Annotated in this window: 12 protein-coding genes; 9 read left to right on the forward strand and 3 right to left on the reverse strand. The window is 43.9% G+C overall.

All coding sequences use genetic code 11. The features are described 5' to 3' along the window. Window positions 1-59: 59 nt before the first annotated feature. Complete coding sequence (locus IE164_RS06800; protein ID WP_189629468.1) at window positions 60-1,142, reverse strand: hypothetical protein; 1,083 nt, start codon at window positions 1,140-1,142, stop codon at window positions 60-62. A gap of 210 nt (window positions 1,143-1,352) precedes the next feature. Between IE164_RS06800 and hisG the strand changes: the two genes are divergently transcribed. The 7 genes from hisG to IE164_RS06835 all read left to right on the forward strand — a co-directional run bounded on the left by hisG (window position 1,353) and on the right by IE164_RS06835 (window position 10,081). Then, window positions 1,353-2,213, forward strand: a complete 861-nt coding sequence (gene hisG / locus IE164_RS06805; protein ID WP_189629469.1) for an ATP phosphoribosyltransferase — start codon at window positions 1,353-1,355, stop codon at window positions 2,211-2,213. Continuing rightward, on the forward strand, window positions 2,210-3,496 hold the full coding sequence (gene hisD, locus IE164_RS06810; RefSeq protein WP_189629470.1) for a histidinol dehydrogenase: 1,287 nt from the start codon (window positions 2,210-2,212) through the stop codon (window positions 3,494-3,496). Before hisG ends, hisD begins: the two co-directional genes overlap by 4 nt. After that, window positions 3,489-4,538 (forward strand): histidinol-phosphate transaminase, encoded by a 1,050-nt coding sequence (gene hisC, locus IE164_RS06815; RefSeq protein ID WP_189629471.1) that lies wholly within the window; start codon window positions 3,489-3,491, stop codon window positions 4,536-4,538. The genes hisD and hisC overlap by 8 nt, the downstream gene beginning before the upstream one ends. Window positions 4,539-4,593: 55 nt before the next feature. Then, entirely contained in the window at window positions 4,594-5,691 is a 1,098-nt protein-coding gene (gene hisB / locus IE164_RS06820; protein ID WP_189629472.1) for a bifunctional histidinol-phosphatase/imidazoleglycerol-phosphate dehydratase HisB, read from the forward strand. A 23-nt stretch (window positions 5,692-5,714) separates the two neighbouring features. Further along, the gene (locus IE164_RS06825) at window positions 5,715-6,644 is read left to right on the forward strand and encodes a hypothetical protein (protein WP_189629473.1); all 930 of its coding nucleotides are present in this window, start codon (window positions 5,715-5,717) and stop codon (window positions 6,642-6,644) included. A 463-nt stretch (window positions 6,645-7,107) separates the two neighbouring features. Continuing rightward, on the forward strand, window positions 7,108-7,449 hold the full coding sequence (locus IE164_RS06830; RefSeq protein ID WP_373298968.1) for a PadR family transcriptional regulator: 342 nt from the start codon (window positions 7,108-7,110) through the stop codon (window positions 7,447-7,449). Window position 7,450: 1 nt separating this feature from the next. Further along, window positions 7,451-10,081: an ABC transporter permease gene (locus IE164_RS06835; RefSeq protein ID WP_189629474.1), complete on the forward strand. Its 2,631-nt coding sequence runs from the start codon at window positions 7,451-7,453 to the stop codon at window positions 10,079-10,081. A gap of 39 nt (window positions 10,082-10,120) precedes the next feature. Here the strand turns inward: IE164_RS06835 and IE164_RS06840 are convergent, their stop codons facing one another. Beyond that, window positions 10,121-11,485 (reverse strand): cell envelope integrity TolA family protein, encoded by a 1,365-nt coding sequence (locus IE164_RS06840; RefSeq protein ID WP_189629475.1) that lies wholly within the window; start codon window positions 11,483-11,485, stop codon window positions 10,121-10,123. 86 nt (window positions 11,486-11,571) lie between these two features. Beyond that, window positions 11,572-11,979, reverse strand: coding sequence for a DUF3052 domain-containing protein (locus IE164_RS06845; RefSeq protein ID WP_189629476.1), 408 nt, complete (start codon window positions 11,977-11,979; stop codon window positions 11,572-11,574). A 222-nt stretch (window positions 11,980-12,201) separates the two neighbouring features. Here IE164_RS06845 and guaA point away from each other — a divergent pair, with 222 nt between their 5' ends. Next, a complete protein-coding gene (guaA, locus tag IE164_RS06850; RefSeq protein WP_189629477.1) occupies window positions 12,202-13,731 on the forward strand; it encodes a glutamine-hydrolyzing GMP synthase in 1,530 nt (509 codons plus the stop codon). Beyond that, on the forward strand, window positions 13,731-15,548 hold the full coding sequence (locus tag IE164_RS06855; RefSeq protein WP_189629478.1) for an ABC transporter substrate-binding protein: 1,818 nt from the start codon (window positions 13,731-13,733) through the stop codon (window positions 15,546-15,548). Before guaA ends, IE164_RS06855 begins: the two co-directional genes overlap by 1 nt. The last annotated feature ends 2 nt before the right edge of the window (window positions 15,549-15,550 follow it).

The following is a 15,550-nucleotide window of genomic DNA, read 5'->3' on the forward strand; positions in this document are numbered from 1 at the left end:
GGCCCAACCAGAGAAGGTTGGGTATTTGTATTTCATTTGATTAGGATTCAACAAAGGTGTTAACTGGATCCTGTAGCTGTCGGTAGAGCACCCGCCCCTGCTCCTGCACCAGCACCCGCCATAGCCGGTGTTGGTGCCCCTACCATAGGGGCAGCTGCGGCTGGCATGGCAGAAGCACCGGCTGCCGGAGGGGCAAGCGTAAGAGTACCCATAGCATCAGGATCATAAGTGGCCTGTACTTGTTCAATGATCTGCCGAATCACGGGCAACATGGAGTTGTAGTCGTAAGACGCACCTCCTGACTTTAGTCGGTGAAGTTCTTTATGTAGTTCGGAAAGCGAACCCCTACCACCCCGCTGTCTTTCACCCACTCCAGCATCCATTAGGTTTATGCTGGCCGTTTGTAGACCTCCAAGTCCTTTATTTACCATGTGTTCTTTATTTACATCGTCTGTGATAATGTTATTGATTAGGCCAACTAATGCCGGATGCGCTACAGCAATTTCGTGCAGTACTTCCTGAAATTTAGAGCGAAACTTAGGGCCAACTCTTCCATACCTGCTTCTGGCAGCAGCATCACGGGTTGAAGCCAGACACCGATCCCATGCCTCCCTTAAAACCGGATTAACTCTGAACGATAATTCACCAAACTCTTCGTAGAGGTTCTTTATGGCAGCTTTAGTTTCTTCATCGATATGTCCGTTTAAACTCTTCACCCTGTCTGCCAGTGCGGCCGTTTTAGCCGCAAAGCTTGATGCATCTCCCAGGGTTCCTTCCTGAACTTCATGAAGTGCCTCCAGTGCATCCTTCAATATAGTTTGATTGTCGGTTGTTATCGCTGTTCTGGCTCCATGTGCGGTGCTGAACATCATCTGCTTTACAGAAAGTTGAGGAGACACTGCTTTATTTACAAGTGGGCGGTTGGCCCTATTGTTGCCCCATTGCTCAGCTTTGACCAGTTTACTGTATTTATGTGAAGCAAGCTGTACCAGACCCGATGAAAGCAGTGCGGCTCGTGAATCTTTATTTAGAGCAAGTTGGGCAGGCCTGGTCTGATTTTGAATGGCTCTTGAGGGAGTACGGCTCGAATCTTGACTAGGATTACTGACTTTTTGGTATTTGTGCACATATCTTAATGTCAAATTTCAGAAAAGGTTACCATGCGAATTTGAAATGTGCATTGGTTCACTATCTTTGCAGCGCAATGCAAATGATTCTCGCACATTTCCACGCTCATCATTTCCACCATCTCTCTTGAGAGAGATATTGCAACCCCCTATGTGGCCTACGCGGTCGCTTCCCTTTCCAGTTTTCTTTAATCATTTTCTAAACTTACCAGTTGAATAATTCAGATGGAGAATATATTACGAATAGCTATTCAAAAGAAAGGCCGCCTGAGCGATGACTCCTTAAAACTAATCAAAGAGTGTGGCATAAAAGTGAATAACGGTACCGGCAAACTAAAAGCCGATGCAACCAACTTCCCGATGGAATTTCTCTTTTTAAGAGACGATGATATTCCCGGATATGTGCAGGACGGTATTGCCGATATTGGCATTGTAGGAGCTAATGAAGCCGAAGAAAAAAACAAAGAGGTAACCTGGGTAAAGCACTTGGGGTTCTCAAAGTGTAGGCTCTCTTTGGCCATCGATAAAAATGAGGAGTATAACGGTGTGCAGGATTTTGCAGGCAAAAGCCTGGCTACATCGTACCCCAAAATTCTGGGCGACTTTCTAAAAGCTCAAGGTGTTGAGGCCGATATACATGAAATCAGCGGTTCGGTAGAAATAGCACCAAGCATAGGTTTGGCCTATGGTATTTGCGACATAGTGAGCTCCGGATCTACCCTGCTTAGCAATGGGCTAAAAGAGGTAGAAGTGATTTACAAGTCGGAGGCTGTATTACTGGCTACACCAAACCTGGCTCCCGAAAAGCAGGCCATCCTCGATCGGCTGATATTTCGGATCAACTCTGTTCAGGCAGCCAAAAACAACAAGTACATTCTGCTCAATGCACCCAATAATAAGGTGCAGGAAATCATTAAGATTTTGCCGGGTATGAAGAGCCCAACAGTATTGCCCCTGGCTATGGAAGGGTGGAGTTCAGTGCACACTGTAATTCAGGAAGACGATTTTTGGCAGATTATAGAAGACCTTAAATCAGCAGGAGCAGAAGGTATTTTGGTGGTGCCAATTGAAAAGATGATCCAATGAAAGTCTTTATAAATCCGGATAAGTCTTCATGGTCTCAGTTACTCAAGCGTCCTACAATGGACTTGGAGGAAATAGAGCAAAAAGTAAGACCGGTAATGGAGATGGTAAAGCAGAAGGGAGACTCTGCCCTTCGGCAACTTACCCGACAATTCGATGGAGTAGATGTAGAAGATTTTCAAGTGCCTGAGTCGGAGTTTGAAGAAGCCGAAAAACTGGTTGACTCTCAACTGAAAACAGCCATACTCACTGCCAAATCTAACATTGAAGCGTTTCACAAGGCTCAGGAACAACCCGAGCTGGTGGTAGAAACAATGCAGGGAGTGAAATGCTACCGCAGGTCGGTAGGTATTGAGAAGGTGGGGCTTTATATACCCGGTGGAACAGCCCCATTGTTTTCAACGGTTTTAATGCTCGCAGTTCCGGCCAGACTAGCCGGTTGTCGGGAGATAGTGCTGTGCACTCCACCCAACAAAGAAGGAAAGGTTCACCCGGCCATTTTATACACCGCCAGGGTAGTGGGTATATCCAGAGTTTTTAAGGTGGGAGGTGCACAAGCCATTGCCGCGCTTACTTTTGGTACAGAAACCATACCTCAGGTATACAAAATTTTTGGCCCCGGCAATCAATACGTTACCGCTGCCAAGCAATTATCTACGCGCTTCGGTTTGGCAATAGATATGCCTGCCGGGCCATCAGAAGTAGCGATTTATGCCGATGGTACGGCAAGTCCTGAGTTTGTTGCGGCCGACTTGCTTTCACAGGCCGAACATGGGTCAGACTCCCAGGTGGTTTTGGTGGCCAATTCTCAAGCCATGATACAACAGGTTCAAAAGGCCATAGAAACACAACTGGCTGCACTACCCAGGGCGGGTGTGGCTAGTCAGGCCTTGAAAAATAGTGTGGCCATAGTTTTAAACGAAAACGAAGCCATTGAACTGCTCAATGAATACGGAGCAGAACACTTGATACTGAGTGTGAGCGAACCATGGAGAATTGCTAACCAGATAGTTAATGCAGGTTCCGTGTTTCTGGGCCATTTGACCCCCGAATCGGCCGGAGATTATGCCTCAGGAACGAATCACACCTTGCCCACGAATGGCTATGCTAAAATGTACAGTGGTGTTTCACTCGATAGTTTCGTGAAGAAAATAACCTATCAGGAGATTAGCCCTGAAGGATTGAAAGTGCTTGGTCCGGTGGTTGAAAAAATGGCCGAAGCTGAAGAACTTCAGGCACACAAGAATGCTGTAACCGTAAGACTTAACGCGCTGAGAGATGTTTGACCCAAACGATTTATTAAGGCCTCACTTGAAGCAACTGGTGCCTTATTCATCGGCAAGAGATGACTATAAAGGGAGTGAGGGAATATTTTTAGACGCCAATGAAAACCCTTTAGGTTCCATAACGGAAGATAACTGGAACCGCTACCCCGATCCGTATCAGTACGCTCTCAAAACACGGTTGGCAGAAATCAAGGCCGTTAGTCCTGATCAAATTTTTCTGGGAAATGGGAGCGATGAACCTATCGATTTGCTATTTAGGGCGTTTTGTGAACCACAGAAAGATAAGGTGATTATCAATCCGCCCACCTACGGCATGTACAAGGTAAGTGCAGATATTAACAATGTGCAGGTTAAAGAGGTGCTACTTACCAATCAGTATGACCTGGACATTCAGGAATTACTTTCTATCATTGAGCCCGACACAAAACTAATTTGGATTTGCTCGCCTAATAACCCAACAGGAAACGATGTGAGCCTTGAGAAAATAGAGATTGTGCTAAAGGCTTTCAAAGGCATAGTGGTGGTAGATGAGGCCTATATAGACTTTGCGAAGAGGCCTTCATTCATTCATCGACTTAGGGAGTTTCCCAACCTTGTAGTGCTGCAAACCATGAGTAAAGCCTGGGGCTTGGCTTCATTGAGGTTGGGAATGGCTTTTGCTTCTCCCGAAATTGTGGGTATACTGAATAAGATAAAACCTCCTTACAACCTCAGTGGGCTGACTCAAAAAACCGTTATAGGAGCACTCAATAATCTGGAAAAGAAGGATCAAATGGTTGCGCAGATTCTTGCAAACAGGGAGATACTGAAAACCGAGTTGGAAAAGCTGCCTATAGTGAAGAGGGTGTATCGTTCAGATGCAAACTTCTTTCTGGTGAAAATTAATGAAGCACGAGAGGTGTACTTGAAATTGATTGACCAACAGGTGATTTTGAGAGACCGGTCTAAAGTGGTTTTATGCGAAGAAGGGATTCGGATAACCATTGGCACCCAAGAAGAGAATAAAAAGCTGATTGAAGAATTAAAGAAGTTGTCAAACTAATCCTCATGGCAAGCCTGTCTGTAGGCAGGCCTGCAATGATGTTGAAAAACCAACCATGAAAAAAGTATTATTTATCGATAGAGACGGAACCATTATTGTGGAGCCGCCCACCGACTTTCAGATAGACTCTTTGGAGAAACTGGAGTTTTTACCGGGAGCTATTTCTAACCTTAGAAAAATAGCCGAACAGCTCGATTATGAACTGGTAATGGTTACTAATCAAGATGGTTTAGGAACCGATTCTTTTCCAGAAGAAACATTTTGGCCTGCTCACAATAAAATGCTGAAGACCTTGGCGAATGAAGGAGTTGTGTTCGATGAAATCTGTATCGACCGCACTTTTGAACATGAAAACGCACCTACCAGGAAACCTGGCACGGCATTGCTAACCAGGTATTTAGAGGGAGATTATGATTTGTCCAATTCCTATGTGTTAGGAGATAGAAAAACCGACATTCAACTGGCCGAAAACCTTGGCGCAAAGGCCATTTTCATCTCTCAAGAGAAAGACGAAAGAGCTGTGTTGTCTACAACAAGTTGGGATGAAATTTACAAGTTCCTTCGTTTACCCGACCGGAAAGCCGTGGTGCAGCGCACCACAAAAGAAACAGATGTGCTGGTAGAATTGAACCTTGACGGTCAGGGGGCTTGCGATAATCAAACCGGACTTGGCTTTTTCGATCATATGCTCGACCAGTTGGGTAAACACTCCGGTGCCGATCTTAAAGTGCATGTAAAGGGAGACTTGCACATAGACGAACACCATACCATTGAAGATACGGCTCTCGCATTGGGAGAAGCTTACTTGAAAGCCCTTGGTGATAAGAAAGGAATAAACCGCTATGGTTTTCTACTTCCGATGGATGAAGCCTTAGCTCAGGTGGCGATAGATTTTAGTGGAAGGCCTTGGCTGGTATGGGACGCTAAGTTTAGCCGAGAAAAGGTGGGAGATATGCCCACCGAAATGTTTATGCACTTCTTTAAATCATTTTCAGATACATCTAGAAGCAACCTCAATATAAAGGTGGAAGGAGAAAATGAGCATCATAAAATTGAAGCGATTTTCAAGGCATTCGCCAAAGCCATTAAGATGGCCGTGCAGCGCAATGAAAATGAACTCGATAAACTTCCTTCAACAAAAGGGACTTTGTAATTTGGCCGGTCAATTCTAAATCCATGCGGAATTTTTTTTTATTTCTTTCCTTGTCATTGAGTATTCAGGTCTGTGCTCAGGAAAATCTCGACTGGTGGGATGCATTGCACAACTATCCCAATGCTGCAGGGCCATTCAGAAACCGGTACCAGAATATTTCGCCTGGTTTTTTAGGCCCCAATGCCTTGAGAGTGCCTGTCTTGTACAATGGTAAAATAGATAATGAGTTTTGGTTCGATGCCGGAGGCGATTTTCACCGTGGTGGTGGCGATAAGACCAATAATTTTTTCCTGGCTACCAATCTGCCATTGGCAAAAAACAGGGTTATGCTCTTTGCCAGTAGTATTCCACGCGAATCTTGGGTGGTGTCTGAAGCTACACGAGATCTAAGAAGAATGACAGCCTTTGATGGGAAGGGAAGAAATACAGGCGATATCATAGGAGGGTTCATATTCAGGGTTTTCGATGAAGATCAATCAGGCTTTCTCAACGTAACTTTCCGTACTCAATTTAAGAGTACCACAGGAGGTAATTTAGTCAATGCCCGATTCTCCGATCATGGTATGCTCAACTGGGATGCCCAGTTTAGCAAAACCCTTTGGAACAACGAGCAATCGTCTTTTTTACTCAAATGGATGCTCGGATTTCTCACCTGGCAAACGAATCAGAACGGACTGCCCAATGGTTCCAGCAATTTACAGAACGATGCTCCACTGTACGGAATAGGAGGTGAATTTAGCTACGGAAACTGGTTGATTGGCTCAGACATATCGGGCTACCATGGTTACATTGGCAATAGAGATTACCCACTTTTTTGGCGAAACCAGGTCCTTTACAGGCACAGAGACTTTGGTCTCAGAATGGAGTATAACCATGGTCTTAAGGCGTGGGATTGGAACACCTTTTCTTTTGGTGTTCGGTATTATGTGGGCAAGGCCTTTGATGATCATTAGCCACAGATTATGATCGCAGGTTTTGTGAAATAGCAGGCACCTTTAATGGCCTGAAACAGAAACCAGGTTATCTCAAAAGCTTTAAAGCTTGTCATTCTGAGTTTGTCTACCAACAGATAGGTCCATTTTAGAATCTATAAGTTCGATAATCAGCACTATGAAGACCCTGAACTTGCCTGCCTTTGCCACAGGCAAGTTCAGGGTGAGGCTGACCTGGTTTTTGAGTAGCCTCGTTTTTTAATTCTACTTATGCCTGGTTGCCACCGGTCGTCAGTTGCTTCGTCACGGCCGTACCAATTAAGGCTTCTAGGGGTGTTCCCCTCCATTTTCACCATTTATACAATAGACTTTCGGATTAGGTTATGTTTTGTGACAGCCCACTACATTTTTTAAATAGTTTGGTAACCTTCACTAGGTTGGATGAGTATTATCTAGGAAATTTGAATATATAATTTTCTTATATATGATTACATCTAATGAACTGCTAAGAGGAACACTTCGAACCATAGTGCTTAAGCTCCTCTATGAATATGGCCGAATGTACGGCTATGAGATCACTCAAAGGGTAAAGGAGCTGTCAGGCGGAGAAATTCAACTCACCTTTGGAGCCTTATACCCAACCCTTCACAAGCTTGAAAAAGAGGGTGTTCTCACGACTACTTCTGAGGTGGTTGATCATCGCTCCAGGAAGTACTATGAGTTAACCAAGGTTGGTGAGGCCACGGCTTCAACGAAGATTGAAGAATACTTTGCCTTTATTGGCAATATGGATAAGATCATGTCTGCTCAATCTAAAATTGCCTGATATGAAAAGGGAGCAGGTGCTGGCCATAAGAAGGGAAGTTAGAAAGCGTGGGCTGAACTTCACCTATGTAGAAGATGAAGCGGTTGATTTTATTAGCTGTCAAATTGAAGAGCTACTCACTCAGGGACATTCTTTCGAATCTGCATTTCAGGAGGCTTTCCAGCAGGCTGCTGAAGAAGGCATGTTCAATCTCAAAACCAAGTTAATTACTCCAAAATCGATTTATACCATGGATATGCTCTCCAACTATCTAAAAGTTGCCTTCCGTAATTTCTCTAAATACAAAGCCAATTCGGCCATCAACTTATTAGGCCTGGTGCTGTCTCTTACAGCTTCAATAATCATTGGACTTTATCTTAAGTATGAGTACTCTTTCGATAAAGAATTTCCTGAGTTAGACCGACTCTATAGGGTTAATTCCATTTCCAATCTTAGTCAGAATACAAGCTATTTGAATGCTGTTTCAGGAATGTTGGTTCCGGTTATTGATAGCGAAATCCCTGAAGTGGAGCTGGCTTCTGATCTGGCAATTATTATCTCAAATCAGCCTTTAAAGACCAATGGTTCCGTATTCTTCGATTATCGCTTGTCAGGTGTGAGCGAAGACTTCATTGAAATGTTCAATCTTAAAGAAGTAAAAGGAAGCCTGAAGGCTCCTTTCCAAACGCTCAATGGTATTGCTATTTCAGAGAGCCAGGCTCTTAAGATATTTGGAGAGGAAGACCCGATAGGTCAGAGTTTTTCAATTGAGCAGAACCAAAAGGTATATTCCTTTTTGGTGCAAGCCGTTTTTCAAGATATACCTGCCAATACGCATTTTATGGACGATAAATGGAATGGCTTCGATATGCTGGTTTCTATGGAGACCGCCAGGTCGATACCGAGCAATCAGCCTTCCTGGACCTCGATCAATAGCCCCGCCTATGTGAGGTTGGCACCCGGAGCTTCAGAAGAAACCGTGAACGCCAAAATGAATGAGTTAGTGGTGAAGCATCATGGAAAGGAAATTTGGTATGAACATTATTTACAACCTGTCTCAGATATTCATTTGAATACCAGGGAAGATGGAATATCCTCCGTTGGCAATGTTCAACAACTGAAACTATTCGGTCTTATAGGTGTGATTATACTGGTAATTGCCTGCATTAACTATGTGAATCTGACAACAGCACAAGCCTCTGTTAGATTGAAGGAAGTGGGTGTTAGGAAAGTAATTGGGGCAAGAAGAAGACAGTTTGTGATGCAGTTTCTGGTTGAGGCAGCTCTCATGAGTTTAATGGGTCTGCTAATCTCAGCAGTATTGGTTTCGGTTTTAATTCCTCTGCTGAATGGCAATTTTGGCCTTCATCTTTCCTTAGATCTTTCAAGCGACTGGCAAAACCTGGCTGGCTTTGTTGGCCTGATGCTTTTAGTGAGCCTGCTTTGCGGAACATATCCCGGGTGGTATTTGTCCAGATTGAGAGCCAATGTTTTGTTAAGGTCTAGCTCTTCGGTAAAGTCTGCTGGAGGAATATTTAGAAAGATTTTAGTGGTGCTGCAGTACGCTACTTCTATCACGCTCATTGTAGCTACTCTGATCATTGGTCATCAGATGAACTTTCTGAGTAAGAAAGATCTGGGTTTTGAAAAGGAGCAGGTGGTTTATCTGAAAATGGGATGGCAAGCCGGCTATAAGTATGGTGAGCTACTTTTCAATGAAGTTTCTACCGAGAGCGGAGTGCTTGCTGCATCGCTTACCAGTAATACTTTGGGAGATGGTAGTTTGTCAGGTAATGGAATAAGCGTTGGAGAGGCAGAAGTAGAGAAGCGTGAGATGCACCAGGTTTTAGCTGTAGATAATGGCTATCTGGCTGCTTTGGGACTCGAATTAAAAGAGGGGAGGTGGTTCTCAGAAGATTTCGCTTCAGATAGAAAAGAGGGGTTTGTAGTAAATGAGGCCTTTGTGAAACACTTTAATCTTGAAAATCCCATTGGTACTAAATTGGCTAGAAACAGTCAGAATGGAACTATAATTGGGGTGGTGAAAGACTTTCACTTCAAGTCTATGCATACTGCCATTGAGCCATTGGTCATGTTTGAAGATGACAGAGATAGGTATTGGAACATTGCACTGCGCATTTCCCCGGAAAATATGGGTAATACGCTTGAAAGGCTTGAAACTGCCTGGGCTGGTGTGGTTCCTGACTTCCCTTTTACCTATGAATTTTTGGACGATCAGATTGATCAATACTATAAGTCAGATAGAGATTTTGCCTTGGTTTTTCAGGTGTTTGCCGGTTTGGCTATAGTGGTTTCTTGTTTGGGACTGATTGGCTTAGTGGCCTTTACAACCCGTAGACGGGCGAAGGAAATTGGTGTAAGAAAGGTATTGGGGGCTTCGGTAGGCACAATTCTGCAATTGTTGTCATTAGATTATGTGAAGCTTATTCTGTTGGCTGCTTTATTGGCCATTCCTGTTGCTTATTATGCCATGAGCCAATGGTTGGAGAATTTTGAATATAGGGTGAATATTCATGCTGGCGTTTTTGTGCTAGGCTTGCTGATCACCATAGTACTTTCATGGATTTCAGTGAGTTATCTATCGGTTAAAGCAGCTAAGTCAAACCCTGTAGATTCGCTGAGGACGGAGTAAAAGATAAAAGAGGGTGCTCTTTAGAAGCACCCTCTTTACTTAATTCCCTCCGGTATTGGTGGTCAACTGTTTGGTCATTGCCGCACCGATGAGGGCCTCAAGGGGTGTTCCCCCTCCATTTTCACCGTTGCTCATAATCATGGTTGTAGGGAATTTGATTTTGGCCAACTCCTTAGCAACTCCAATCGCTATCTCCTTTTCCAGCTCGGCACGTTGCTGTGGGGTAAGACCCGCAGAAACAAGTTTGGCGTTCTGGTATGCTTCAGCGTCAGCTTTTACTTTCTGGGCCGAAGCCTTTAGTTTCTCTGTTTCGAGTGCAATGGCCGCTAGCTTCTTATTGGTTTCCTCTTGTTTAAGTTTAGTCTCAATGGAGATTAGTGCTTTTACCTGCTCTTTCTCCTGAGCCACCCTTTCGGCTGCTTTGTCTCGTTCACCCTCGGCTATAATTCTGGCCTGAGCATCTTTAGCGGTTTTTATTTTTTGCTGCTCCAGTTGCCTTTTGGCCGATTCGTCTCGTTGCGCCTCCAGTCGTTGTTTAAACACTTGCTCCAACACTACATCGTCTACAATTACCTGAGCCACTATAATGTTGTTTTCATTAATGTCGTGTGGAATCCGAATAAACTGGCCATGCTCATCCACGCGTTTTTTAACCTCATACCGGGTCTGCACTTCTTTGATCTCTCGGTTTTCTTGCTCAATGGCCGTTACCACTGTATCCCTATACTCTGTTTTTTCAACGCTATAGGCACCATCTTTTAATTGCTCTTCAATGGCTACCCGGAAATCAGAGGCAGAACCTGAGATGTAATCTTGGGCGGCAAACATATAGCCGGTATTAGATACCACCTCCCTTACTGTGGGAATTAGGGTGTTTTGTGCGAGGTTTTGTAGACTACGGAACTCGATAGCCAACTCGATGAAAGACTCCTTGTCTGCAGGTAGCTGAAAACGAGTTGATAACTTTGTTGTAGCTGTAACCTGGTCGATGAACCGGATGGGGATGGGATCCATTTTTCCCTCAATTTCCTCGGTATCTTCTCCTTCTCCCACCACTTTAACATCGATGAATTTTTGCCAGGGGGTGATCTTTGCAAAGCCTCGAAACTTGATTCCCTCAGACATAATGGCGTCTTTTTTTCCATTGGGGTATACCACAAAGTATTGGTAACCCGGTTCGGCCCAAAAGAAAAGGTAGGGTATCATAATCAGGAAAGCTCCTATGGCTACAATGATTAGCGATATTTTACGGCTGAACATGAGAAGCCATGGCGATGCTTTAGACCGGATTTTAATCACCTCACCGGTGGTGTTCTCCTTGAATTCGTCTTCCTCAGCCAGAAAGGGCCTCACAATCAGGGTAATAAACCCTAAAATGATAATAATTATTCCTAAAAAAGTCATAGTTTAAATTGGTTAAAGGTTATACATAGTTTATTTGTTGACCTTCCAGGTCGGTACATAATGGTTCTTGAAATAAAATTGGAAGCTTAGCGGTCTGAGACGCGGTACACGAACTTAAGTCCGGACCAAATACTGTCTACAGCGCATACTTTGACGTCAACAAGCCCTGCTTCAAGACCTGTATTTCTAACAATCATATCACTCAGGTCTGTGGGAACCTTGGAGGATTTCTTTGGCCAGGAAATCCACAACATTCCTGTTTTCTTCAATGAAGATTTGAGTTCTAGAATTTCCGACTTCAGCTTTTCGGCCGAAAGACAGAAGTAGTGGATAAAGTCTATGGCTCCGGCAGGTATTTTATCGTAAATCTCAACCCCTTCCGGAAGCGGGGCTAGATTGTCCCAGTAAGTTTCAGGTTCGTTAATAACGAGCATCCGATGATGCTCTTTTATTCCGAGTTTTTTCACTAAAGGTGTTCCTGAGTATCCTGCCATGTTTATTTGAAATACATTTATTATTACGAATTATATTTTTAAAAAGTTACATATTTCACAATAATATTTTGAAATATATTATATACGAAATTATCTACTGAATTATAAAAAATGCTGAGATGCTCATTATCAGCTATTTCCTAAAGATAAAAGTCTGTATGTGAATTTTAGAAATAGTAGGTTTTAATTAGTGATAAGTCGGGGCTAGTGTTATTTTTGCGCATGGCAGAACAGATCCTCATCTTAGATTTTGGATCGCAGTACACTCAACTGATAGCGAGAAGGGTCAGAGAACTCAATGTCTACTGCGAAATTCATCCTTACAATCAAATACCAGAAATAACTGACAATATAAAAGGGGTAATTCTCTCGGGTAGCCCATGCTCTGTGCGCGAGGCCGATGCTCCTGATATTGATGTAGACCAGTTTAGAGGTAAAATGCCTGTTTTGGGAGTGTGTTATGGGGCCCAGCTCATGGCTCAGAAATACGGAGGCAACGTGCTTCCGTCAGAAATAAGAGAGTACGGTAGGGCCCGCCTGAGTAGAGTAGACACGCATTTCGATTTGATGAAAGAAATTAGCCTCGATTCCCAGGTGTGGATGTCTCATGGAGATACCATTAAAGAATTGCCACAGGGCTTTGAAGTAATAGCAAGTACAGCAAGTGTAAATGTAGCGGCTTACAAGGTACAGAATGAAGCTACCTACGGTATTCAATTTCACCCTGAGGTCACACATTCCGAAGAAGGAAAGATATTGCTCAGAAACTTTGTGGTACACATCTGTGGCTGTGCGCAAGACTGGACCCCTGATATCTTTGTGGAATCTACAGTGGCAGAGCTGAAGCAGAAACTAGGCAACGATAAGGTGGTATTGGGATTATCCGGTGGGGTAGACTCTTCGGTGGCTGCAGTGCTTATTCATAAGGCCATAGGCGAAAATCTGCACTGTATATTCGTGGACAATGGGCTTTTGAGAAAGAATGAGTTTGAGTCTGTTTTGGAGTCGTATAAAGGCATGGGCCTTAATGTGAAAGGGGTAGACGCTAAGGATCAGTTCTACGCTGCGCTGAAAGGTATTTCTGACCCTGAGGGCAAACGGAAGGCTATAGGAAGAGTCTTTATTGAAGTTTTCGATCAGGAAGCACACAAGATTCAGGGGGTAAGATGGCTGGGGCAAGGTACCATTTACCCCGATGTTATTGAGTCTGTTTCCGTGAAGGGTCCTTCTGCTACAATAAAATCACATCACAACGTTGGAGGATTGCCGGAGAAAATGAACTTGAAGGTGGTGGAGCCGCTGAACACGCTCTTTAAAGATGAGGTTCGTAATGTTGGCCGAAGCCTTGAGATTGATCCAAATATTCTGGGGCGTCATCCGTTTCCCGGACCAGGCTTAGGAATTAGAATATTGGGAGACATTACTCCACAGAAGGTAGCCATTCTTCAGGAGGTAGATGCCATTTTTATCAATGGCCTCAAGAACAAAGGGTTGTACGATCAGGTTTGGCAAGCAGGTGCTATACTTTTACCGGTTCAGTCGGTGGGAGTAATGGGCGATGAAAGAACCTACGAACAAGTGGTGGCACTTAGGGCAGTGACCAGTGTAGACGGTATGACGGCCGATTGGGTAGACTTGCCATACGCTTTCTTACAAGATGTATCGAATGAAATAATTAATAAAGTAAAAGGAGTTAATAGGGTGGTGTATGACATAAGCTCTAAGCCGCCAGCAACCATTGAATGGGAATAATGATAAAACGAATTCTGTTTACGTTTTTATTGATTTTAATTTCTGGACTCTTACAAGCCCAGAACATCAAGCAGCTGTTTGACGAAGGGAAGTCTTATTTCGATAAGGAGCAGTATGCATTGGCCATTGGTAAGTTTCAGGCCCTATCGGGCATGGACTCTGACAATGATATGGTCAGATATGCCTCGTTTTATTATGCCATATCGGCCTATAAGACCGGAGATAGAACTACAGCCAAGAATCTGTTTCGGCAAATTCAATCCAAATATCCCAGCTGGGGTGTTGACGAAGACCTTAACTATTGGTTGGGGGTAATTGCCGTTGAAGAGGGGAAGGTGGCCGATGCATTTAGACACCTCAATCAGGTATCTGCAGAAGAGCTTGCGCCTTCGGTAACCGCTTTAAAGGAAAAAGCACTGGTACACATTTCGGGTGTTGACAGTCTTAAGTCGTTACTGACCGAGTTTAATGATGATAAGATTGCTTCGCGCCTAGCCGATGTAATGCTGGATTTGCCTGTGGTAGAACAGGATATGGACCTGCTAGAAGCTCTTCAGCAAAATTATAATTTGGAGCTATCGCTTAGCCTTGAAGGCATTGCCTTTTCTCCAAAAAAGGAAGTATATAATATAGGCCTGTTTCTGCCTTTTGCTTATCGTAATGATTCACTCAGGCGTGTGCAGTTAGAGACTAACTGGACTACCCGAATGTATCATGGTGCTTTGCTTGGGGTAAAGAAGCTCGAAGAGGAGGGAATCAAAGTCAATCTGGTAACCATCGATACGCGCGATGCGAACAGGACTCTCGAAAGTATGATTAACTCCGGTCAGCTAGATAGCCTCGACTTAATTCTGGGGCCGGTAACACAAAGTGCAGTTGAAACCATGACCAGATTTTCGCGAGAAAAGAAAATCAACATGGTGAATCCCTTGTCTTCCAATGGAGAAATACTCATTGATAATCCCTATGCCTTTTTATACTACCCAAGCAACAAATCCATTGCTATTCGGTCGGCCGAGTATGCCAAAAAACATTTTAATAAGAAGAAAGGAGTAGCTGTGTTTTACTCCGGCCAAGCCGATTATGAAAGAGCTAAGCTCTACAAGGAACTGATAGAAAAGGATTCCTTCAATGTGACCATTTTCATGAGGGTTCCGGCTGATCAATCGGTTAAGATTCAGCAGTTACTGATTGCAGAGACTGAGGTAGATAAAGACTCTGCCAAAGTAGCCAGGATGTTTGCCGAAATGGATTCTTTGCGTGCAGCAGGAGACCCCAATTGGGAAAAGTATACCGAGCGTGATTTTGTTAGGGACACACTCAGAATATTGCCAGACAGCTTAGGGCATGTATACATAGCTTCCGATTTCTCTTCACTTTCCACCAGTGCTTTGAGCGGCATTGCAGCCAGGCCGGATGCCATTCAGTTTTTGTCGTCCAGCCGTTTTTTGGCAGCAGAACAATCACTTTCGTTTGGCCAGTTAGAGCGACTAAATACTGTCTTTGTAGGAAGTAACTTTATAGACTATTCCAGCGCCAATGTGGCTGAATTCAGAAGGAATTATATTAACACCTTTCGTGCAAGTCCTGTTAAAGAAGAACGTTTGGGCGATGCCTATTTGGGCTACGATTTGGTGGTGACCTATGGCAAGCTACTAAGCGAGTATGGAAAATATTTTCAGGTGGGCTTGAGAAGGCGTGAGGAGGTTCCCGGAACGCTCACTGAAAAGCTGAATTACCGATTGACAAACGACAATCGGTATATGCCCTATCTAAGAGTGAAAGACGCTCGTGTGGTAAAACTGCAAGATCAATAGCT

This window comes from Roseivirga thermotolerans (genome assembly GCF_014653175.1).
In the GTDB taxonomy this organism is placed as follows: Bacteria; Bacteroidota; Bacteroidia; order Cytophagales; family Cyclobacteriaceae; genus Roseivirga; species Roseivirga thermotolerans.